Consider the following 22,089-nt stretch of genomic DNA (forward strand, 5'->3'; position numbering starts at 1 on the left):
CGCCACGATTACGAACATTTTAAGTCTCGCTGAGTGGGTAATTATCTATGCGGGCTGGTATTAAACGGAGGAATAGAGCTTTCCTTGCGTTCACTATGGTTACACCGTTTAAGGATTAGGGTAAGCTATAACACATAAAACGCAGTCGTATTTTTAAAGGTAAATACGATTAGGCTCAATTGCACTGGTATAGATGCGTTTAGGACACAGAGTAACGCAATGCTCAATACCGCCATAGTGCTATCAAATAATAGAGAATGCCTATGTCTCAGCAAGTTGTGATTAGTGGTGTGGGTGTATGGCACCCTAAAGACAGTATAACTAACGAAGAGCTCGTAGATAGCTACAATGCTTACGTAGATGCGTTTAACGAAGAAAATAAAGCGCAAATCGAATCAGGTGATGTAGCAGCAATGCCTTATTCAAGTGCAGAGTTCATCGAAAAAGCATCAGGAATTAAAAGTCGCTACATCTATCAAAAAGAGGGTGCGCTAGACATCACTCGAATGAAGCCTAAGATTGCCCCTCGAGCAGATGACGAACTTTCTCACCAAGCTGAAATTGCCGTCGAAGCGGCCAAGTTAGCTCTGGCATCCGCCAATGTTACTGCCGATGAGATTGATGCTGTGATTGTGTCGTGTGCATACACCCAGCGTGCTTATCCTGCGATTGCAATTGAAGTACAAGAAGCCCTTAATATTGAAGGGTTTGGTTTCGATATGCTAGTTGCTTGTTCTGCAGCAACGTTCGGTATGCATCGCGCCTATGAAATGCTGAGCGCGAAAAATGCGACTCGCGTGTTGGTTATTAACCCTGAGTTGGTCTCACCGCAAATTAACTACGCTGATCGCGACAGTCACTTTATTTTTGGCGATGTGGCTACGGCGACGGTGCTTGAGCTTGCTGAAACCGCCAAAAGTGAGCACGTGTACGACGTGCTAAGCACCAAAGCATTGACGAAATTCTCAAACAATATTCGTTCTAATTTTGGTTACATGACACGTGCCGAAGACGTTGAACCGTATGGACCTGATAAGCTGTTCCATCAAGCGGGTCGCAAAGTTTTCAAGGAAGTGTGTCCATTGGCAGCAGCGCATATTGAAGCGCATTTAGCGAGTCACGACATTACGCCAGAAGGCGTCAAGCGTTGGTGGCTTCACCAAGCTAATATCAATATGAACACCTTGATTTGCAAACGCCTGTTAGGTCGCGATGCTGACCGTACCGAAGCGCCAATTGTGTTGGACGAGTATGCCAACACGGCTTCTGCGGGTTCTGTGATTGCGTTTGGTTTAAACCATGAAGACCTGGTTGCCGGTGACGTGGGAGTACTTTGCTCTTTCGGTGCAGGGTATTCAATTGGCTCACTAGTGATCCGTAAACGATAGTTTTTATTATAGCGCGGGCGATGCCTGCGCACCGTACCTAGCTGAAAACGTTATGTGCTGTATATCGAAGGTTTCAGGGACGTTGCATCAATGCGCCTCCCTGTATTTCATCTCCTAAACAATGATAATAAAGGTGAGATAAAAGGATGATTTCAGATGTAGGCTATGGGTTAAATAGTCTGGCGCACTTAGCCCTTTTATTGCTGTTGTTAACGGTACGCAAACCCGGCGTAGCCAAGCATTTATTGGTATTGGCGACCGCAGCTACCTTTTTATGGTCTACAACCTTAATCACTTCGCTATTTGGACCTATCTCGCTAAGCTGGTTACTCAGCGCTGACGTGCTTAAGCAGCTCGCATGGTTACTCTTTTTGGCTGGCTGTATACAGACCAGCTTTAGTAATATCTTCGACGTTCTAAAACGACCTGTAACGTTAATTATTATTGCCCCCGCACTAGCAGCATTGCTCGCCCCTTATCTATTGGTAGTAAATCCCGCGTGGAGCTTTCTTGTACTGATCGTGCTGTCATTAGAAGTGCTTGTTCTTCTGGAAGTTGTATATCGACAGGCGGGGCGTGAGCAGTGGGCGTTTAAACCAATCATTATTTATCTGGGAGCAACCAACCTGTTTGAGTTCGTTACTTATGCAAACGCTACCATGGTAAACCAGGTTGAAATTGGCTACATAGCGGCACGAGGCTATATTTACTTCTTGTTAATGCCCTTACTCGTCATATCGATTCGACGAATTCATCACTGGGGCATTGATATCTTTATCTCGCGGGACGTGGTATTGCACAGCTCTCTACTCTTAGTGGCGGGCGGTTATCTTTTTGTGATGGCTGTTGTCGGCTACGCCATAAATTATATGGGAGGCAACTGGGGAGCGACGGTTCAAATCATATTGGTTGTGATGTCATTCGCATTGCTCGCCACGGTATTCTTGTCCAACGGCTTTCGCACTAAGATAAAAGTATTTATCACTAAACATTTCTTTGCGAATCAGTTCGACTACCGCGTTGAATGGGTGAAATTAACGCAGTGGTTAACACGTGCAGGGGATACCTCATCAGATGTTTACCACGCTGGCCTAACAGGAATGCTTAACGCCATTCAATATGAGTCAGGTCTGCTGTTTAAAGTAACGCAGAATGGCTATGAATGCGTGGCTAAGGCATCACCTATTACAAACACTGCGTCAACAGATAACAATGAATCGTCAACTGATTCGAAAGAAAACAACGCTACCTGTACAACGTTGGAAACGCTTGCAAGTTACAGCGACAAAAATGGCTGGATCATTGATACGGACGCCTACCTCGTCAAACCATTCGATTACGAGGGGTTAAAGCTAGATAGAGATGTACTAAAAGCATGGGGCTACCAACTCTTCGTGCCTTTCTTAAAAGAGGGAAAACTGTGGGGATTTGCTGTTCTCGCGTCAGGAGACAATGAAAAAATCACTTTAAATTGGGAAGTGAAAGACTATCTAACCGCCGTATCTGAGCAAGTAGGCACGTACATGCAGCACCACGAGGCCGCTCAAGTGGTAGCAGAAAACGCCCAATTTGCGGCATTCAATCGAATGTCTGCGTTCGTTTTACATGACTTAAAAAATGTACTTGCTCAAGTCGACCTTATTCTTGCCAATGCTCAACAGCATAAACACAACCCTGAATTTATCGAAGACACCTTCGAAACCTTGGAGCATACTAAGGCAAGAATGGAAAAAATGCTCAAACAGCTGACTGATAAGAAGGCCGTTGAAGAAGGTGTAAACTCAGAATTTTTGATTTCGGAGCTGGCCAAGGATGTGGTCAACAACCGCTGTTCAGGTTTACGTCCGCTACCAACAGTTCATGTGCTAAAAGAAACGGCCGTGACGGTTGATAAGGATAAGGTGGCGAACGTGCTTTATCACCTAATCAGCAACGCTCAGCAGGCAACCGCAGATGACGGAGAAGTCGACGTGGTGATTACTGGAAATTCTGACAACAAAACGCAGTTAGTTTTGATAGAAGATACAGGCTCAGGTATGGATAAAGCGTTTATTGAAGAGCGACTATTCAAGCCATTTGATACCACGAAAGGCAATGCTGGTATGGGGATTGGTGCATATGATGCAAAAACATATATCGAGTCTATCGGTGGCAAACTAACTGTTCAAAGTGAACTTGGACGCGGTAGCTGTTTTACACTGTATTTTCCGATAGGATAGGGTGTATAACTAAAAAGTGGATATTATCAAATCCACTCCCTTTCGATGGATGAAGTAGAATAATAGGATGATGAAATGACAGATACCATTTTGGTAGTAGATGATGATTTAGGTATCCAAAAGCAACTTAAATGGAGTCTTACCGATTACAACGTTGTTTTTGCGGACGATCACACATCTGCCATAGCCCAGCTCCGTCGTTTTGAACCTAAGGTTGTTACCCTAGATTTAGGGCTTCCGCCAGATCCAGCGAATGCGTCGGAAGGTTTGCGTATTCTTCACGACATCATTTCGCTAGCGCCTAGAACCAAAGTTATTGTTGTTACAGGTAATAACGATAAACAACACGCATTAAAAGCAATCGATTTTGGGGCATACGATTTTTATCAGAAGCCTATCGATTCAGATACCATCAAATTATTGGTGCACCGTGCGCTTAACCTGTCTAAGTTAGAGCATGAGAATAGCATTCTTGCCCGCACCCGTTCTGGCATGTCCAGAATAGTGGGTAACAGCGAAGCTATTCAAAAAGTGGTACGTCGCGCTGAGAAAATTGCCAATACCGACATAAGCACCCTGTTACTTGGTGAAAGTGGCACAGGTAAAGAAGTTTTCGCGCGCAGTATTCACGAACACAGCCCTAGAAAAGACAAACCTTTCGTTGCTATTAACTGTGCGTCTATCCCAGAGAACTTACTAGAAAGTGAATTGTTCGGTTACGAAAAAGGGGCGTTTACTGGCGCGAACAAAACCACCGTCGGCAAGATAGAAACAGCACAAGGCGGAACACTATTTTTAGATGAAATTGGTGATATGCCCATTGGTCTGCAAGCTAAGATGCTTCGGTTTTTGCAGGAACGCGTGATCGAGCGCGTTGGTGGACGCAATGAAATTCCCGTTGATATACGCGTAATTTGTGCAACACACCGCGATTTACAGGCTATGGTGGCGCAAGAAACATTCAGGGAAGACTTATATTACCGTGTGGGGGAAATGCCGATCATGATCCCTCCATTACGTGAACGAGACCAAGACATTATTTTACTTGCACGTACGTTCTTGAATATTTATCGCGAAGAATTCAAAGCTAAAGCGAAGAGCTTTTCAGAAACTGCAGTTAACGCCATGCTCGCCCATAAATGGCCGGGCAACATTCGAGAAATGCAAAACAAGCTAAAGTCGGCGGTTATTATGGCTGAAGGTACGGTAATTCAACCTGACGATTTAGGCTTGATGCCTGTAGATGCCCATGATGAGCCTGAAACGTTGAATCTGCGTGAAGTGCGAGAAATTGCTGAAAGTCGAGCTATTCGCCGAGCCTATCAAAAAGCAGATAAAAATATGTCGAAAACGGCAGAATTACTTGGCGTCACTCGTCCCACGTTGTATTCGCTCATTGATAAGTATCATATGGAAGACATCAAAAATAGCGACTAGGGTAGACATGACTACCAAACAGGTGAGAAATGTACTTCTCACTTGTTGATATCTGGGCGAACTCGCAGTTCGCCTTTATCCTTGTTTACTCACCTAAAAGACAAACTGGCAGTGAGACTCTGCTAAGACGTCATGACCGCTGAAGGTCACCTCAACCGACACTTGGTTAGAGCCACGCTCAACAAAGATAACGCTCCCACAAATGTTACACACGTGGTGGGTTTCGTCATTAGCCTCGTGTAGTTCCGCTAGCGCTGACGGTGCACAGTCAATAACCAGCTGCTCTTTTTCAATTGTAACGCGCAGTTCACTGGTATCTGAATGGCTTAGCGTTTCGTCATCGGCGTCAAGCTCTCCGATATGATCAATTTCATATTGAATTGCTTGGCAGCTGCAGCTTCCTCTGTACATATCTCTATTCCTCTACTGCTATTTCTCGAGGGTCTCCGGCCATTTGATACTTGCCACGTTGTTGAACGATGTGGCAATTCTCGAACCAGGAAAATTAAACTTCGTATCTAGTGGAGTGGGGTATTCCCTTGGAGTTTTAAGCGTTTCGATTACGCCAACCCATCCATTTCTCCCTGATAATTTGGTGGCATACAGCGCGTAATCGATAACGGCGAATGTGCGTTTCCACGCGGTATCAAAGTCTTCCTCTTTATCTGGAGGAAGCAGCGAAAAGCCAATGCTACAAGTAATATTGATTGGTTTTTCTAAGCCGATATCAAAAGGAGTGTTTGCGACCATTTCTCGGCAGCGCTCGGCAACCTCAGGGAGCTCTTCACGAGTAGATTGGCGACAAACCACCAAAAACTCCTCGCCTCCCCATCGAATAATTAAATCCGTTTGTCTGAACACCTCTTTGAGGACATTGGCAAACGCTGATAGCACTTTATCGCCGGCAATATGCCCATAGTCGTCATTGACGCGCTTAAAGTGGTCGATATCAATAAGTAAGCAAAGTAAGTCTTGTTTCGTCTTTCCTGTACTGGGGCTTTGTTTTGCCGAGAACTGGCTGCGCCTTATTTCACCGGGAAGCTGCGATTCGAGGTAGTGCCTATTGTACAAACCCGTTAACGGATCGCGCAGGCTTACCTCTTCTAGCGTTTTATAGGCTCTTTCCAGTTCTTGATTTTTTTCTTGAAGATTTAGTGTTTGCTGGCGTACTTCTCTGCGCAAAATAATCGTTTGCTGACGTTGTTTGTAGCGGCTCCACACTAAAAACGTCAATAGTAACGCTGCTAATGATATGCTCCAAAAAAGCGTCGTCTGCAGGTTTTCTCGCTCAGCTTGCGCTAACGCCAGCTGCTTGGACTCTTCCAGTTTCTCCAACGTCCTAGATTGCCTCACAAGCTCAATCTCAGCCTGCAGACCTTCAACGGCAGACTTGTTTTCTGAATCAAGTAGTACCTCACGCAGCTGCTGCATAACAGATTGAATATCTAAGGCTTTTTTGAATTCGCCTAGTGATACAAAGGCGCTTAGCTGTAACGAAAGAAAACTAAGTTGTCCTCTAAGGTCTCTATTTTTTCTCGCGTCAATGGTACCCGTGCGGGCCTCTTCTAAGGCTAATTCGAAACTCTGCTCTTTCATATAGGCTTGCGCTAAAGCGAGTCTGCCTTCTTTGACCAATTTTGCCTGGCCCGATGAATCAGCAAATTGCATGGCTTCTTGCAATAACTCTCGCCCTTTAGCCGTATCGCCGTTTTCAACCAATGCTCTTCCCAATAGCATTTCTGCTTCGGCTATGGCCCCTACATCAGAGGTGGATAGCAGGAGTTCAAGACCTTCGTTAATTGCTTTTATCGCTTGGTCTACAGAGCCTGTTTTGAGAGACAGGGCACCAATACGAGTTTTGATCACACCAAGTAATCGGGTTTCCTGTGTTTCCTCGATACTATTGAAAGCGTCTTGGTAGTAGGTATGAGCCAACGTTGCTTGGTTGAGCAAACTGTATATCTCACCGATGCGCAGCAACGTAACACTCATTTCATTGGCCATGTTATTTTCACGAAAATAACGTAGCGCTTGCTTTAACGGCTCCAAAGCGGTTTCAATTTCGCCTTGTTCTTGTTGAATTATGCCTAGCTCAAGGTTCAATTGAGCCTTAAGTAATTCATTACGCTCAATTTGAGCAATAGACATAGCGCGATGCACATAAGTCAATGCAATAGCATAATTTGAAAGGTGTCTTTCTGAGGTAGCTAGTTGTAATAGCGTTGACGCCATTTTGTTTAATTCACCATTTGTGGTGTAGCGCTCTAAGGCGGCATTAAAAATGGCTTTTGACACCTCAAAACGCGATGCGTTTTGAAGTAAGAGTCCCAGGGCAGAAAATGTATCAGCAGGCATTTGCTGCTGTTGTAGCGCTTGCTCTAAAAGCAACAGTGCCTTGCTATCGGCGTCAGCATATTGCTTGGCATTTAAAAGATTCTCGACATCAGCAATCTCCGTATTGAAAAGCTCGAACGCTTCTACCGTTTTTACCTGTGCGCCATGCACAGCAATTAGCAGGGCACACACCAGCACGCGCACGGTGCTAAATCCTTCACGGCCCATTCGATTGTATCTCCTATACACTGTCAGAACATGCTGTCGGTGAGTATCTCAGTAGGCTAACGCCAAGGCAACATCATTATTGTGAAGGATAAAACGAATGAAATACGTATTTGGATTTATACTTTAGTCTAATTTATGCTGTTATTTTCAATCCACTCTCGAATCAGTGCAGACTTGGCTTTACCTGTCTTTTGGGCAATGTTTGCAAGTTTTTCAATACATTGCGGTGTTAACGTAAAGGTAGCATGTCGCATACCTTCTGATTTTGCAGGCTTTCTTATCGGCACAACGCGGTCTGTACGAACGTCTTTTAGATCGTTTTTTGCCGCCGATGGTTGCTTTTTATCCACTTTACCTTGGGCATAAAGCAGCGCATCGTCGATAAAATCTTCTACAGTTCGTAGATTGGGCTTAGCTAACGGCTTCGACTTTTTGAGGTTGAGTAAACTCATAAGCATCCTCCACTTTCCCAGCTAATAGCTCTTCAAACAAGGTTCTTATTTCTGTGGCCGCTTTACCTTCTGGTTCACTCTCAATAACTGACTGCCCCGACTCTTCTGAATCGTCATACATGTTTCTACTGAAGGTAACAGAGTTTAGGACGGGAATACCAAATGAGCGACACACTTCTTTGGCCTCTAGAATACGGTTTGCCAGGCTAGGTAGAGAAGGGCACTGTGTGATAACGAATGCGGCGTTCATTTTCGGGTTAACCATTTTACAGGTAGATAAGATATCTTCCATGTGAGGTACCGTTTTGAGATCGCGACGTTTGGGTCTAAGTGGAATCAGTATATGGTCAGCAACAGCCATTGACGAGCGAAGCGCTAGGTTATCTTGTCCACCACAGTCTATTACAACGTAATCGTAATACTGACGCAGGCTAAGTAATTCGTTACGTATTTTACCGTATAACTGAACACAGTTAATTTCAGCGAGACGTGGGATAGCTTTACGCTCTTGGATCCAGTCTGAGGTCGTTCGCTGCGGGTCACAGTCGACCATTAACACCTTGGCACCTTTTTCAGTGCGAAGATACACTGCAATGTTTTGTGCCAGGCAGCTCTTTCCGCTACCGCCTTTTTCTCCACCAACCAAAATAATCATGGTGATAACCCTCGAATATCGCTTATGTTAAAATACTGAGCGTTACGGTGGGTCGTGAATGGTGTCACGACCGTACCTAACCTCCACTCAAAGCATAGGCAGGCTATCAGCTAGGTTCAGCATCAAAATCGATATTAACGAATGTAAGACAATACCTATTGATTTGTGCAAAAACTCATTCTAGTCTTCTTACTTTATAATTGAGATTACCGATAAGAGGTTGTTATGTCAGAAAGTCGCTTCACTTCCAAAGAAGGCCAAAAAGTACCTAGCGTTTCATTTCCGTGCAGAGAAGGTGAGACGTGGGTAACGAAAACGACAGATGAATTATTTTCTGGCAAAAATGTTGTGGTCTTCTCACTTCCAGGTGCTTTTACACCAACCTGTTCTTCTACCCACCTGCCTCGCTATAACGCTTTAGCGAAAAAGTTTGCGAAACACGGCATTGATGAGATTGTTTGTGTATCGGTAAACGATACTTTTGTTATGAATGCATGGGCCGCAGATCAAGAAGCCGCTAACATAACCGTTATTCCCGACGGTAACGGAGAATTTACCGATGGCATGGGTATGCTAGTCGATAAAGCGGATTTGGGTTTCGGCAAAAGAAGTTGGCGTTACTCGATGCTAGTGAAAGATGGCGTGGTAGACAAAATGTTTATTGAGCCTGATGTAGCTGGCGACCCGTTTGAAGTGTCGGATGCAGATACCATGCTGGCTTACATTGCGCCAGAAGAGCAAACTAACGCGCCTGTTTCTATTATCACAAAACCGGGTTGTCCTTTCTGTGCTAAAGCGAAAAAACTGCTTGATGAAAAAGGCTACGAGTACGAAGAAATCGTGTTGGGTAAAGATGCATCACTAACCAGCTTAACGGCGATTAGCGGTCGTGAGACTGTGCCGCAGGTCTTTATCGGTGGTAAACATATCGGTGGTTCTGACGATCTAGAGGTTTACTTTAGCTAACGTAATATACGTATTAATCGTCACAAGAAACGGGAGCATGGTAAACTGCTCCCGTTTTTTATTAATTATCCGTAGCGGAGAATAATAGTGTCATCGAAGTTTTTTGTAAAAATGCTCATAGGTATTGTTGCGCTTTTAGGTGTAAATATGGCTATAGCCGCAAATTTATCTATACCCGATACGAGCGAAATGAAAAGCAGAAGTTTTTCAGACCTTCAAAATCAGTTCAAAGCATTTTACGAAAAAGAGTGGGGCCAAACCCAGCCGTGTAGAGAAACGGCACTCAATCGTTTTTCGGTATGCAGCAACGTATTGCGCAATGAAGGCAATTCGCCTTTCATGCTGACCAACAAATCAAGCAGCAAGGTGGCAGTGCTTATCCACGGCTTAAGCGACTCACCTTTCTTTATGCGTGAAATCGCCAACATCTTATTTGAACAGGGTTTTACTGTAGTCGTGCCGCTTTTGCCTGGGCATGGTAAACGAGATGCCGATGATGACATGTCTGACTGGGATTTAGCTGAGCGCTGGCAGGGGCATGTTGATGAAGTCATTAAATTGGCTGATAGCATGGGTGATACTTTGCTTATAGGTGGCTTCTCTACAGGTGGTGCGCTGGCGGTTGAACATTTTCTGGATAGTGCAGGAAGCGAAGTAAATAATATTGATGGTCTTATGCTATTTTCTGGCGCGCTGGCGCTGTCTGATAATGCTGAAAGTATGTCTCGAATTTGGGGCATTAAACTTTTAGCCAGAATTATTGATGGAACCTATCAAACTCATGGCCCCAACCCTTACAAGTATCCAAATGTGGCAGGTTTAGCAGGGTTGGAATTGATGGATTTAATAAACATCATTCGGGACAAAGTCGAGGAAGGACAGCAAATTGAAGTGCCACTATTTGCCGCTCACTCTCAAGCTGATGTAACCACGCCAATTCGCGGCATAGAGCAGTTAATGGACGCAAGTGAAGGTCCGAATACCTTTTTTGTTATTGATGAGTCTTATGCATTGTGCCACGCAGACTTAGTCGTTAGTCCTCGACTGCTTAAACAAATGAATTTCAATGCAAACATGGTTAATCAGCAAGAAGAGTGTGCGGTACCTAAAGCAAACCCCTTGTTCCCGACCATGAGCTTGATGTTGCAGGATTATTTGTCGCAATTCTAGAAGGTTGGAGCCAGTATGCGCTATAAGTGAGCTTTACTGGCTCTCGACAACAAGCTATTATTTAACCCATATTATCAATGACACAGAAACCCTTTGAGTAGCACTTGAGCAAGTTTCAGTTTGGTTTAGCGCCTAAATGGTATAAAGAATCTAACGTCAATTCGTTAGTTTTTATATTCTTCTTGATGATGTCCCTTGTGTCATCAGGTCGCGCCGTGTCTGTTGAACATACTTTCAACCACACTCATTCTGTATCTGCGATGGCAGAGAATTCTGTTTCGTCTCATGCTTCTCATTCAACTTATTTGTCAGATGCAGAGGGTAACACCTACGCAAAAAACGGTGTAATTAGAAAGCCTGCGGGACCATCCGAATTCTCGAATACACATTGCCAACATCAGGGAATGTCATCGCAAGATGCGGCATTAACTGCAAATAGCAATGCAAACACAATGAGTCAAGTCGGCGATGCAGCGTTTGATAGCGCAAATGAACAACATGCCTTGTTGCAAGGATGAGTGTAACTGTCCTGCCGATCACTGTTTAAATCTAAGCGCAACCGCGCTTTTACAGCCTACTTTCGAGACCGAAGTATTGGTAGCGAGAATGGCGGCCACTGCCCCTGTTTTAGGACAGTGCAAAACCCTTCATTTTGGGCAGTTTCGCCCACCTAAATCACTGCTCACAGCATAGATCTATCTTGCGGATTTGTTTCGCATAGGGATGTATTTTATCTAACGAAGTCCTTACTTCGATTTAAAGTGCCTCTAACCTTTTTATCTCTGTAACGCGTGGCACGCTTTTTTGCTAACTCCCTTTGTCAAAGGCAGCGAAAAGCAGACGAATTCAACACGCATTACGCTTGAAAAGTGATGTTACTCATGAGCATTTATTTGGTATCTAATAAAGAGGGCGTTAGCGCTGGTAGGCCCTGTAGCGCGAGCACAGTGTTTATCGTATTATTCGTGCTGACTTCTTTTCTCCTGTTTATAAAGCCTGCTAAGGCGCAACCGTTAAGCTTAGAACAAGCGCTGCAGTTAGCTATTCAATACGACCCTTTGCTTAAAGGGAATGCGCATCGAAAGGATCGCTTTAATGCAGAAGCTGAAGCGTCATCATATTGGGCAAATCCTCAGGTTTCAGCTTCTGTACAAAACTTGCCTACCGACGGCTTCGCATTTGACCAAGAGCCTATGACGCAATTTAAAGTTGGTTTGAAGCAGCAGTTACCGCGAGGCGATGAAAACCTCTACAGCCAGCAAAAGTATCAGGTTATGGCTGATCAAATGTCGGTAGAGAGCCAAGCTAGAAAGGCGTGGCTTAAACGTGAAGTTACCCTTACTTGGTTAGATTGGGTCTATGCAACACGTCGCATTGGATTATTGGACAAAGAGAAATCATTGCTTACTCAGCTACTCGATTTTACTGACTCCAGATACAGTCAAGGCGTTGGTGCAGCGGCGCAGCAAGACATACTGCAAGTGCGCTTGGCATTGTTGTCACTAGACGACAAATATGTGCAGGCCTACCAGCAAAAAAATGAAGCGAGATCGGCATTTTCAAAATGGTTTGGTGCGCCGCTAGATGAATCCGTAAGCGCGCCCCTGACCCAATCAACACAAGACGCCATTGAAGTCGATGCCATTTTAAACGACAGCAACCTCAGCCTTTCTTCGTTCTTAACGGTTATTGAGAACAGTGAGCCTTTTTCAATACTACAGCATCATCCTGAGGCTATGCTGCTTCAAATCCAGACCCAGATAGAAGCGCAAAATGTGAACATAGCGCGAGAGCAAACTAAGTCTCAGTGGGCATTTGAAGCAAGTTATGGATACAGACAAGACGCGCAAAATGGCGCAAGCCGAGCTGATTTTGTGTCATTGGGTGTTCAAGTAGACCTTCCGTTTTTCAATAAATCTCGTCAAGACGCTTCAATAGCCGCGGCGGCTTCCAAAATGAGTGCGTCTGAAACGGACTTCCGCTTGAAAGTGAACGAGCTTGCCGCGAATGCAGAGGTGCTTAAATCACGCTTGTCAGCGCTAAGTGAGCGCAAAGCGCTTTATGAAACGGCGTTAATTGGTGAAACACGGCAACTTTCTGAAGCTGAACTGACAGCTTATACCACAGACACCGGTGATATCGGCGATGTTGTCAATGCCAATCTCAAGCAAGTACAAGTGCAGGATGATTTACTCAAAATCGACATCGAGCGCGCCAGAACACTGGCGTCACTTGCTTATTTGTACCTGCCCACTCACGCCCATTTTTCGAATAAAGAGTAGTTAATATGACATCTTCAACTCACCCTGCGCCAGATACAAAGAGCACGCTAATAAAAGGTTTGCTAGTAGGTCTGCTATTTGGCGGCCTGATAGCGTTCGGCTTGGCCTCACTATTGTTGTCTGATTCATCAAAACACGGAAATGGTGTCAGTGCCCACAGCGATAAAAGTGCCCACAGCGACGAAACTGACAATAAAGCCCCTTTATATTGGGTAGCGCCTATGGATGACAGCTATCGCCGTGACAAACCGGGAAAGTCACCGATGGGAATGGACTTAGTGCCCGTATACGCCAATGACGACGCAACATCTGCGAAAAGTAATGAGCGTTCGCCTGGTACCGTAATGATTCCGCCAAATGTACAGCACAATATAGGGGTTAAAGTCGCGCCCGTTACCATTGGAACACTTCAACAGACTGTAACGGCGGTGGGTAACGTTGCTTACGATGAAGATAGCATTGTGCACATCCATCCTAGAGTATCAGGTTGGGTCGACAGGCTTTTCATTAAATCCCAAGGTGAGCAAGTTGAAAAAGAACAGGCACTTTATACCCTATACTCGCCAGAATTAGTTAGCGCACAAGAAGAATACGTTTTAGCCCTTAAGCGAGGAGACGCACGTTTAATTCAGGGCGCAGCCGAGCGCCTAAGAACTCTGGGGCTATCAAAGAGCGTTATTGAAGCATTGCAAAAAACTAGACGAGTAACACAAACCGTCACATTTAACGCGCCGCAAAGCGGTGTGGTAGAAGCGCTGAATATCAGGGAAGGATTTTACGTTCAGCCCGGGACAACCTTGATGAGCATCGCACAGCTAGATACGGTGTGGGTGATTGCTGAGGTACCTGAAAAATACGCGCAAATCATAGCGCCTCATAATAGCGCTGTGGTTACCCTCGACGAAATGGACCATGGGTCCGATGCTAAATGGGAAAGCCACGTAGAGTATATTTATCCGTCTTTGTCAGAAACAACGCGAACCCTGAAAGTGCGCATACCGCTAAACAATAACAACCATACTTTAAAGCCCAATATGTTTGCCCACGTTGGAATAAAGCCTACTCAACGCAAGGCGGCGTTACTGGTTCCTCGCAGTGCCGTTATTCGCACGGCTGAGGGCGCAAAAGTGGTACTCAGTGATGGCGATGGCAACTTTAAGTCGGTACGGGTAACGCTGGGGCAAAGCGATACTACACATTTTGAAGTCGTCGAAGGCTTGCTGCCAGAGGATGATGTGGTGGTATCAGCACAATTTTTGATTGATTCTGAGTCGTCGAAAAGCAGTGACTTCAAGCGAATGAAAGCGCCCGATCATCAGGCCACGACAACAGGTACTATTGAGGCAATTGAATTGCCAGCTGACACCGAAAAGAATGGCGCTTCGAATCACGCAAAGTTAGTAATCGCTCGCGGCCCGATTGAAAAATGGGGGAGGGGACCTGCGACAATGTCATTTGCGGTATCAAAGCATATTGACTTATCTCAGTTCAAAGAAGGTGACAACATCATGTTCACCTTTGTGACTGGCGAAGAATTCACGGTTATCGATATGCGTAAACATAGTGAACATGCGGTGGACAAGGGCATGGTGCATGACTCAGGTTACAGCAATCATAAACATGATGCAGGCAACCTGAAGGGCGATGGAGAGCAAAGCGATGCTCACGAGTCAATGGTTCATAAGTCAATGGTTCACAAGTCGGCAGAACAAAAATCGATAAATCATAAGGAGCATATGCACCATGATTGAATCGGTAATTCGCTGGTCGGTAAACAATAGAATACTGGTATTGCTGAGCGCTATTATGCTCAGTATTGCGGGTGTCTGGGCGGTGAAAAACACCCCCGTTGATGCTATCCCTGATTTATCTGATGTCCAAGTTATAGTGAAAGTAAACTATCCCGGTCAGTCGCCGCAAGTGGTGGAAGATCAGGTGACGTTTCCTCTCACCTCTGCGCTAATGTCAGTGCCTGGCGCACAGACGGTGCGAGGGTATTCATTCTTCGGCGATGCCTACGTGTATATTATCTTTGATGACGATACAGACATGTACTGGGCTCGAAGCCGCGTTCTGGAATACCTAAGCCAAGCGTCTTCGCAACTTCCAGAAGGCGTGACACCTCAGCTAGGTCCAGATGCGACAGGGGTAGGTTGGGTTTACATTTATGCGTTGGAAAACGATGCTAGTCAGCCAAATGCGCTAGATGCTGGTGAACTAAGGACGTTGCAAGACTGGTTCTTGAAGTTTGAGCTACAGTCAGTTGAAGGCGTATCTGAAGTTGCGTCTGTTGGAGGGATGGTTAAACAATACCAAGTTATTGTCGACCCTGAAAAATTACGTGCCTACAACATTCAGCCATCCATGATAGACATTGCCCTTAAACGGGGTAACCGTGCGTCAGGCGCTTCGGTTATTGAAATGGCCGAGGCAGAGTACATGGTTAGTGCGCAAAGCTATATTCAGGGCATTGACGACATACTGGCGTTGCCCACAGGCGTTATCAAGGACGGCGTTAGCATAACGATTAACGATGTAGCACAAGTAGTAGAAAGCCCCTTGATGCGCCGCGGTATTGCTGAACTAAACGGGAATGGCGAAACCGTGGGTGGCATTATTGTGATGCGCTATGGCGAAAACGCTAAAGCCACTATCGATGCGGTCAAAGCTAAGCTGGATTCATTAAAAGCGAGCTTGCCGAAAGGTGTGAATATCGTCCCCGTTTACGACCGCTCCACCCTTATTGATAAGTCCGTCGATACCCTCTCCAATAAGTTGGTGGAGGAATTACTGGTTGTCGGTTTGGTGTGCGCTATCTTCTTGTTTCACTTACGTTCATCTATGGTTGCGCTAATCAGTTTGCCTATTGGTATTCTCGCCGCGTTTATCGTAATGAAGCTGCAGGGACTTAATGCCAACATCATGTCTTTAGGTGGCATTGCTATCGCTATTGGTGCAATGGTGGATGGCGCTATTGTTGTGGTTGAAAATTTACACAAGCACATTCATCAGCATGCTGTTTCATCAAGTCAGGGAGCCTCAGCGAGTCAAAGGGATTCAGCGAGTCAAAGGGATTCAGCAAGTCAGGTGGGACCAGGGAGTGCCCAGTCGCAAACATCTTTACCAGCCTCTGCGCCAACATCTGCAAAGCTTTCGGCAGCCAAACGTTGGGAACTGGTGATTAAGTCGACCACCGAAGTTGGTCCAGCTTTATTCTTTGCGCTCCTAATTATAACCGTATCTTTTATTCCTGTTTTTGCATTGGAAGCGCAAGAAGGGCGTCTTTTTGCGCCTCTTGCCTTTACCAAAACCTATGCCATGGCAGCAGCTGCGGCGCTGGCAATTACTTTAGTTCCTGTGCTGGCGGGTTATTTTGTACGCGGAAAAATACGATCTGAAGCCCAGAACCCGGTAAATAGAGCTTTAGAGCGCGTATATCAACCATTGCTGACGCGGTTGCTTAACTACCCACTGCTCACTTTGACGGGGGCATTTTGCTTGTTGCTTTCCATGTACTGGCCGTTAAGCCAACTAGGTAGCGAATTCATGCCTGAACTGGACGAAGGCGATTTGATGTATATGCCTACAACCTACCCGGGTATTTCAGTGGGTAAAGCCAGAGAGCTTTTACAGCAGACGGACAAGCTTATTGCAACCTTACCCGAGGTTGAAACGGTATTCGGGAAAATTGGACGCGCAGATACGGCCACAGACCCTGCACCATTGACGATGATTGAAACCTTCATTCAGCTTAAACCGAAAGCCCAGTGGAGGGCGGGCATGACCACTGAAAAGCTCAAAGAAGAGCTTAACGCTCTGGTGCAATTTCCAGGGCTGACCAATGCGTGGGTAATGCCAATTAAAACCCGTATCGACATGTTGGCAACCGGGATAAAAACCCCTGTTGGGATCAAGATTGCGGGGCCTGACCTAGCAGGCATTGAAGCCATTGGAAAGGATATTGAGATACTGCTTAAAGACCTGCCCAATACAGCATCAGTATACGCTGAGCGTGTGGTGGGTGGCCGTTACGTTTATATCGATATCGACAGGCAGTTGGCGGCGCGCTACGGCATGACGATAGACGATGTTCACAGTATTGTAGGCTCGGCAGTGGGCGGCAAAGTGGTTACACAATCAGTGGAAGGGCGTGAGCGTTTTCCTATTGCCATGCGTTTTTCACAACATTACCGCGATACGCCTGAATCTTTAGCATCCATGCCTTTCGTCACACCAAGCGGTGTTCACATTACCCTTGGCGATGTGGCAACTGTGCGTATTGACGACGGGCCGGCGGGAATTAAAAGCGAAAATGCCCGATTAAATGGATGGGTATACATTGATATCTCGTCAGACTCGGCCACAGGTATTGACTTAGGGGGCTATGTAGATAGCGCGAAACGTCATTTGTCAGAGCACCTTGATTTACCCACCGGATACTCCATCACGTGGGCGGGGCAGTTTGCTTACCTTGAGCGCGCGAAAGCAAAACTGTCGGTGGTTATACCGCTAACGTTAGCCATTATCTGCCTTTTGCTTTATCTGGCATTCAAACGCCTTCGCGATGTGGCACTCATACTCGCTACCTTACCGTTGGCGCTGGTGGGCAGTGTATGGTTGCTTTACCTTCTTAATTTTAATCTTTCGGTGGCGGTAGGTGTTGGGTTTATTGCCTTAGCAGGTGTAGCGGTAGAAATAGGCGTTATCATGCTGGTCTATCTAAACCAATATGTATCAGAAGCACTTACTAAGCACGCAACAGAAAATGGCAATATTAAAAAAGATGAGCTTGTTAAAACGGCTATTGTCCATGCTGCATCGGCAAGGCTTCGCCCTGTTATGATGACATCGCTTTCTATTATTGTGGGCTTATTACCTGTGCTTTATGCCACTGGAACAGGTAGTGAGGTGATGCAGCGCATTGCGGCGCCTATGGTAGGCGGTATGGCGAGTGCACTGGTATTAACGCTGTTGGTATTGCCAAGCGCGTTTTATCTAATTGTGTCACGCAAAAAATAATAGAGTTGAAAGTGTAGTAGAGTAGATAAAGCACGGGGAAGCGATAACACGCTTCCCTACACTTCATTTTTAAAGCATTGCGCGACTAGTGCGATGCCGCCTGATCTTTCTCATAACCTTCCGCATGCTCTTCCGCATATTCTTCAACTTGTTGCCAAACGCGCAAAAGGTTTCCGCTCAATATCTTTTCAATGTCGGTACGGCTATAACCTCTATCCAGCAATCCTTGTACTAGGTTTGGAAAACTCGCCACATCTTTAAGCCCAATGGGGAGTGAGTCACCTACACCGTCATAGTCTGAACCAATACCTACGTGATCAACTCCAATCAGTTTTACCACGTGATCGATATGGTCAAGCACTTCGTCTAGGGTTGAATAAGGGTATGCCACTTCTTTGCGATAATTCTCTTCAAAGTTCTCTAGCTTAGGGCTGTCTTCGCCTTCTTTTTCAACCAAGGCTTTGCGCGCTGCAGTAAGGCCACTACGCCACTTGCCAGCTTCTTTAGATACAAAACTAGAACCAAAGTTAATCATAATAACACCGCCATTTTCGCCGAGTTTTTTGATCATCTCGTCGTCCATGTTGCGCTCAAAACCGGGGGTAAAGCGGCGCAGTGAAGAATGTGATGCTATAACTGGCACCTTTGTTAACTCAATAACCTGATAAAAGGCGTCGTCAGACACATGGGAAATATCCAGCATAATACCAATGTTGTTCATTTCGCCCACTAAGGTTTTGCCAAACGGGCTAAGGCCTTTCCATTTTCTGCGCAGGTCATACGAAGAGTCAGAAATGTGGTTAGCTTGACTATGAGCAAGGGTGATGTAGCGAATGCCCCGCTCGTAAAAAGCCGTTAGATTCGCCAAGTCACCTTGAATAGGAGAACCATTTTCCATACCCATTGGTAGTGAAATTAACCCTTTTTCAAACTGGGATTTTACGTCAGAAGGGCTTTTAGCAATGGCAAATTTATCAGGTGCGCGGGCAACAATGGCTTCTACTGAATCGATGAGCTCATGGGCAAGCTGCGTAGATTCTGGAGAGTTGTCTAAACTAGCAGGCACGTAGATACTCATAAAAGGGGCGTTCAAACCACCAGATACTGCACGAGGGTAGTCGAAGTCACCGTCCTGCGTGGCTTTAGTGACATCAACCCACTTTTCCTTTACGCGATAAGGAACATCAATGTGTCCATCAACAATAATAGTTTCTTGTGCGATCTTGATAGCTTTTTCAGATGCTGAATAAGTAGAGGTCTCAGCAAGTACAGAGTGTGAAGCAAAAAGCGCAGAGATAAGTAATGCGCAAGATGAGAGTGGGAAGCGCCCCTTCATAGAAAATCCTTATTTTGTTTTTTTATCGCTTAGGTCAACAACCGCTAACTTAATAGCAATACGAGACTAAAGGATAATGCGCACTGCGACAATAGGCTTTTACTTGCTATGCATTTACCCCAGATTGCTCTCGCTAAGCGCTAAATTAGTCGATATTGCTCATTTTTAGAGCGCTTGTGCTTGTTTACTTCAAGTTTACATTGCAATAAAAATTTAAAACTTGTTATGGTGAAGACTGCGTGACTTCATTGCGCGAATACGGGATACTCCCAAGCGCTCCGCCAATTATCGATGACTACTATGCATCAGCGCGGCCGACGTAATTTTTTAGTGGCACCCGCTCTTCTCACATAATCAAGCCGGGGCCACAGCTAACAAGTATGAGAAATAAATATGGCTATTAATTTTGTACCGCTAGATAAAGAAAAGCATAAAGACCTAAAGGTTGCGGTAAATACATCTTTCAGCTTTGCGAAAAATACACACCTTGCAGCAGCAACGATCCGTGAATTTGCACAACTAGCTGCGACAATGCCGCTAGTGTTCATTGAAGACACTACATCAAAGCGTCACCACGTTGTGACTATGCTTGGTATGGAACAAGGTCAAAACCTTTTTCTAACTGGCGACAGCTGGAAAGGCCCTCACGTTCCAATGAACATCCTTCGCTATCCATTCGACGTGCGTCCAGACGGCGACAAGCTTGGCGTTTACATTGATGAAAACTCTGACCTTATTTCTGACGAAGGCCAAGCGCTATTCACTGAAGCTGGTGAAGCAAGCGAGTTCCTAGATAACCGTCAGAAATTCCTAGCAGACCTTGCGAATAGCGAAATGCTAACTCAGCGTTTTGTTGCGAAAGTCGTTGAACTGGACCTTCTTGATCCAATTCAAATTCGCCTTACTTACCAAGATGGTAAACAGCGCAATGTTACCGGCATGATGAGCATCAACGAGAAGAAGCTTCTTGAGCTGCCAGAAGAGCAGGTGCTTGAGCTACACAAGCAAGGCTTCCTAGGTGCTATCTACGCAGTAATGATGTCTGTTGGTCAGCTAAACCGCCTTGTTGAGCTTTCTAACGACACAGAAAACCCAATTCGCAGCATGCAGCTTTCTGCGGTTAAAGCAGAAGAAGCAACGCCAAACGCGTAATCGCTCCCTCATTTTGAAGTTTAAAAGCCCGCAAAGTTGCGGGTTTTTTTGTACCTAAAATTCACGTTCAGACTTCGTCATGTTTCGTTCAGAAACCGTTAAGTTTTAATGTCTTATCTTACACCTCGTTCCCAACACATTTTTTAAGGACAAAAGACATGAACACTAACACTAATAAGCTAAAAACTACGCTAACTGCACTATCACTTATCACGGCTTCAGTATTTACAGTCTCAGCAGCACATGCAGCTACACAAAACGAAGTACAGGTAACTGCTGTCGATTTTGAAGGGGTAGATGACAACCTCTACGGTGCAAGATATGTGCGCTACCTTGAAGAAGTTAGCGGAAACAGCGGCGCTTACCTTATCAACCCTTATCTTCAGCGTGTATCGAGTTTATCTGGTGGTTACGCCAATTTAGATGGTATTGACGTATTTAATTTAGGCAGCACTTTTTATCTAGACGATACGTGGATGCTTGCCATAGAAGGCGCTCACAGTAAATTTGACGACGAATTCAGTGAAGAGGATTACACAAATATTGATTTAAAAGTCGGATTTAACTTATCCCGTCAATGGCAAATTGGTGCAGGTGTCATCTATCAGCGTGCCACTTACGACATTAATACTGGTACAGATAATTACAGCGAAAGTGAGAATGAGACTTCACCACTTGTATTTACACGTTATACCACGGTAGGGAATGCGGGAACAGGCTGGGACTTTACCGCTCAGTACGTAGCAGACGATATTGACGTTCTATCAGGCAGCGCCAGATATTTCTTCACTCCAGGTTTGAGCGTTCAGGGAAGCTACAGCTATACCAACGCACCTGATGGGTTCGATAATGTAAAAACCGCAGGTGTTGCGCTTGATTACTGGGTAAATGAGCAGTTTTCAGTGTCTGCTAGCTATGACACAGATATAGATAGTGACGTTGACAGTGACGTGGCCTCGCTAACCGCATCCTATCGTTTCTAAGTTAGGACACCTTGATCATCGCTATGCGTTAGCACGCGTTGATGTAAATGCAGTGAGTTAGCACTAGTCGGGTTAACTCACTCGTTTTTTAACGTGCTGATGTGGCGCAGCTGGTTGAATTACGACTCAGTATACGTGTAATACCGCTGAAAACAGCGTTAAACATAATCGTGAGATCTCGCCGCTTATTTACAGTCAAAAACAGCAGTTCATCGATTAATTACACCTTTATTTTTTCTCACCTGAATATTTTTTAATCTTTTTTACACGCCTAATCATACACTTCCTAAAAACACTGTATATCCAACCAGTTTAAACCCAATGTTTATGCGGCCTTCACGCCTTTTTTCTACTTGACAGTGGGGATCATTGATACCTAAACTGTATCTCAGTGGGTAAATGTGGCGAATTGTGGATCAAATCATCATCACTTTGCAGATTAGTACTCAAAAAACAAGAAAACCAAGA

The 22,089-nt window shown here is 45.2% G+C and carries 16 protein-coding genes; 11 read left to right on the forward strand and 5 right to left on the reverse strand.

The window, feature by feature from the left end; genetic code table 11:
• Positions 1-263 precede the first annotated feature (263 nt).
• The 3 genes from WA381_RS01160 (at position 264) to prsR (ending at position 5,044) form a co-directional block, all read left to right on the forward strand.
• Complete coding sequence (locus WA381_RS01160) at positions 264-1,388, forward strand: beta-ketoacyl-ACP synthase III (protein WP_156086822.1); 1,125 nt, start codon at positions 264-266, stop codon at positions 1,386-1,388.
• A 146-nt stretch (positions 1,389-1,534) separates the two neighbouring features.
• A complete protein-coding gene (prsK, locus tag WA381_RS01165) occupies positions 1,535-3,607 on the forward strand; it encodes an XrtA/PEP-CTERM system histidine kinase PrsK (RefSeq protein ID WP_156086821.1) in 2,073 nt (690 codons plus the stop codon).
• Between the two features lie 75 nt (positions 3,608-3,682).
• A complete protein-coding gene (gene prsR, locus WA381_RS01170) occupies positions 3,683-5,044 on the forward strand; it encodes a PEP-CTERM-box response regulator transcription factor (protein WP_156086820.1) in 1,362 nt (453 codons plus the stop codon).
• Between the two features lie 93 nt (positions 5,045-5,137).
• Here prsR and WA381_RS01175 read toward each other — a convergent pair whose 3' ends face one another.
• From WA381_RS01175 to WA381_RS01190, 4 genes are all read right to left on the reverse strand, one after another.
• Positions 5,138-5,455, reverse strand: a complete 318-nt coding sequence (locus tag WA381_RS01175) for a hypothetical protein (RefSeq protein ID WP_039227925.1) — start codon at positions 5,453-5,455, stop codon at positions 5,138-5,140.
• Between the two features lie 18 nt (positions 5,456-5,473).
• Positions 5,474-7,606, reverse strand: a complete 2,133-nt coding sequence (locus WA381_RS01180; protein WP_156086819.1) for a GGDEF domain-containing protein — start codon at positions 7,604-7,606, stop codon at positions 5,474-5,476.
• 128 nt (positions 7,607-7,734) lie between these two features.
• On the reverse strand, positions 7,735-8,058 hold the full coding sequence (locus WA381_RS01185) for a hypothetical protein (RefSeq protein ID WP_014950448.1): 324 nt from the start codon (positions 8,056-8,058) through the stop codon (positions 7,735-7,737).
• Positions 8,018-8,713, reverse strand: coding sequence for an AAA family ATPase (locus tag WA381_RS01190; protein WP_156086818.1), 696 nt, complete (start codon positions 8,711-8,713; stop codon positions 8,018-8,020). Before WA381_RS01190 ends, WA381_RS01185 begins: the two co-directional genes overlap by 41 nt.
• A gap of 225 nt (positions 8,714-8,938) precedes the next feature.
• On the opposite strand from WA381_RS01190, the gene WA381_RS01195 reads away from it, so the two are divergent.
• The 6 genes from WA381_RS01195 (at position 8,939) to WA381_RS01220 (ending at position 18,150) form a co-directional block, all read left to right on the forward strand.
• On the forward strand, positions 8,939-9,679 hold the full coding sequence (locus tag WA381_RS01195; RefSeq protein ID WP_014950446.1) for a glutathione peroxidase: 741 nt from the start codon (positions 8,939-8,941) through the stop codon (positions 9,677-9,679).
• A gap of 84 nt (positions 9,680-9,763) precedes the next feature.
• Positions 9,764-10,849, forward strand: coding sequence for an alpha/beta hydrolase (locus WA381_RS01200; protein WP_197044447.1), 1,086 nt, complete (start codon positions 9,764-9,766; stop codon positions 10,847-10,849).
• A 104-nt stretch (positions 10,850-10,953) separates the two neighbouring features.
• The gene (locus tag WA381_RS01205) at positions 10,954-11,367 is read left to right on the forward strand and encodes a hypothetical protein (protein ID WP_231506555.1); all 414 of its coding nucleotides are present in this window, start codon (positions 10,954-10,956) and stop codon (positions 11,365-11,367) included.
• Between the two features lie 363 nt (positions 11,368-11,730).
• A complete protein-coding gene (locus WA381_RS01210; RefSeq protein ID WP_156086816.1) occupies positions 11,731-13,131 on the forward strand; it encodes a TolC family protein in 1,401 nt (466 codons plus the stop codon).
• 5 nt (positions 13,132-13,136) lie between these two features.
• Positions 13,137-14,882 (forward strand): efflux RND transporter periplasmic adaptor subunit, encoded by a 1,746-nt coding sequence (locus WA381_RS01215; protein WP_014977230.1) that lies wholly within the window; start codon positions 13,137-13,139, stop codon positions 14,880-14,882.
• The gene (locus WA381_RS01220; protein WP_156086815.1) at positions 14,875-18,150 is read left to right on the forward strand and encodes an efflux RND transporter permease subunit; all 3,276 of its coding nucleotides are present in this window, start codon (positions 14,875-14,877) and stop codon (positions 18,148-18,150) included. The genes WA381_RS01215 and WA381_RS01220 overlap by 8 nt, the downstream gene beginning before the upstream one ends.
• Positions 18,151-18,235: 85 nt before the next feature.
• Here WA381_RS01220 and WA381_RS01225 read toward each other — a convergent pair whose 3' ends face one another.
• The gene (locus tag WA381_RS01225) at positions 18,236-19,486 is read right to left on the reverse strand and encodes a dipeptidase (protein WP_197044417.1); all 1,251 of its coding nucleotides are present in this window, start codon (positions 19,484-19,486) and stop codon (positions 18,236-18,238) included.
• Positions 19,487-19,879: 393 nt separating this feature from the next.
• Here WA381_RS01225 and WA381_RS01230 point away from each other — a divergent pair, with 393 nt between their 5' ends.
• Both WA381_RS01230 and WA381_RS01235 read left to right on the forward strand, forming a co-directional pair.
• Positions 19,880-20,638, forward strand: coding sequence for a SapC family protein (locus tag WA381_RS01230; RefSeq protein ID WP_061486409.1), 759 nt, complete (start codon positions 19,880-19,882; stop codon positions 20,636-20,638).
• 158 nt (positions 20,639-20,796) lie between these two features.
• Positions 20,797-21,621 (forward strand): putative porin, encoded by an 825-nt coding sequence (locus WA381_RS01235; protein WP_156086814.1) that lies wholly within the window; start codon positions 20,797-20,799, stop codon positions 21,619-21,621.
• The last annotated feature ends 468 nt before the right edge of the window (positions 21,622-22,089 follow it).

Origin of the sequence: Alteromonas sp. CH_MED4-4 (genome assembly GCF_037029575.1) — a bacterium.
Classification (GTDB): Bacteria; Pseudomonadota; Gammaproteobacteria; order Enterobacterales; family Alteromonadaceae; genus Alteromonas; species Alteromonas macleodii.